Origin of the sequence: Bartonella sp. CE47NXGY (genome assembly GCF_042195415.1) — a bacterium.
Taxonomy (GTDB): Bacteria; Pseudomonadota; Alphaproteobacteria; order Rhizobiales; family Rhizobiaceae; genus Bartonella.
Window position 1 is genome coordinate 1 of the sequence record NZ_JBHIOI010000148.1, and the last position, 1,273, is coordinate 1,273.

Here is a 1,273-nt window from a genome sequence, read left to right on the forward strand (position 1 = left end):
TTGCAAAACAATTAAGCAAAACAATTAAATTGTGATAGGTAAAGAGTAAGCGTTTAATAAGAGTAATATAGGCATTTAATTCTCTTGATAATTATTTTCAAATCTGTACAATATGAGGTATATATTTATGACAGTTTTTAGTGCGTATGACGGGGGTAAATGAAGATGAAAAGCTTTGTTAGACAATTAGAGATGCTTGTGATTTTAGGGGGAGCACTGCTTTTGTCTGGTTGTAAAATTGATGTTATACAGCCATCAGGTTATGTTGCACGTCAACAGCTCATTTTGATTGTTGTTTGTGTGGCTGTTATGCTTTGCGTTGTCATTCCAGTAATGGTGAGTGTGGTATTTTTAGCTATAAAATATCGTGCATCGAATGTGAAAGCGGACTATTCTCCTGATTGGGCGCATTCAAATAAAATTGAAGCGTTGATGTGGAGTATTCCAGTTGTAATCATAATGGTTTTAGGTTCATTAACAACTTATTATACCTATAAGCTTGAGCCTACAAATCCCCTTCCAGTAGAGGTGGTGGGTGAAGGAAAGCCATTGCAGATTGATGCTGTAGCTCTTGATTGGAAATGGCTTTTTATTTATCCTGAATATGGTGTTGCATCGATTAATGAAATTTACGCGCCTGAAGGACGTCAAGTTTTATTGCAATTGACGTCAGAGAATTCTGTCAATGCCTTTTGGGTTCCCAAATTGGGTACGGTTCTTTATGCTATGCCGCAGATGAATGCTAAGTTGCATTTGGTTGCTGAAGAACAAGGGGTATTCAAAGGGACCTCAGCAAATTACAGTGGTGATGGTTTTTCGGGTATGCGGTTTAAGTGGCATTCTGTGTCTTCGCAGGATTTTGAGGATTGGATTGTAAAAGCTCGGGCTAATGGTCGAGTACTTGATCGTACATCTTATCGTCAACTTTCTATTGCGCCTCGTATGGGTGATATTGCTGCGAAGGAAAAAGATGCTGAGGTTCGTTATTTTGCACCTGTTGAGAAGCGGCTTTACTATCGTGTTGTTAATCGATGTGTCGATGAAAATACGGTGTGTAATGAAGATTTAATGAAACGTGCTGCTGCTCAGACGCTATGGGGTGCACTGTGTTCAGTATTTGATCCTGATGTTATTTAAAGGGTCAATAGAGAAAGAGCCCTTTTAATATTTTTAATATAAGGTTTCTTTTAAACTTAAATTTCATTTGAAATGGGTTGAGAAATGTTTGGAAGACTTACAGATCCTACGGCAGGTGCTTTTCATGCGCTTGCAC

At 38.3% G+C, this 1,273-nt stretch carries 1 protein-coding gene; it reads left to right on the forward strand.

The window, feature by feature from the left end:
* The first annotated feature begins 165 nt into the window (after nucleotides 1-165).
* Nucleotides 166-1,137 carry a ubiquinol oxidase subunit II gene (cyoA, locus tag ACFIL3_RS10255; RefSeq protein WP_375615577.1) on the forward strand — a complete coding sequence of 324 codons (972 nt, stop codon included), beginning with the start codon at nucleotides 166-168 and terminating at the stop codon, nucleotides 1,135-1,137.
* The last annotated feature ends 136 nt before the right edge of the window (nucleotides 1,138-1,273 follow it).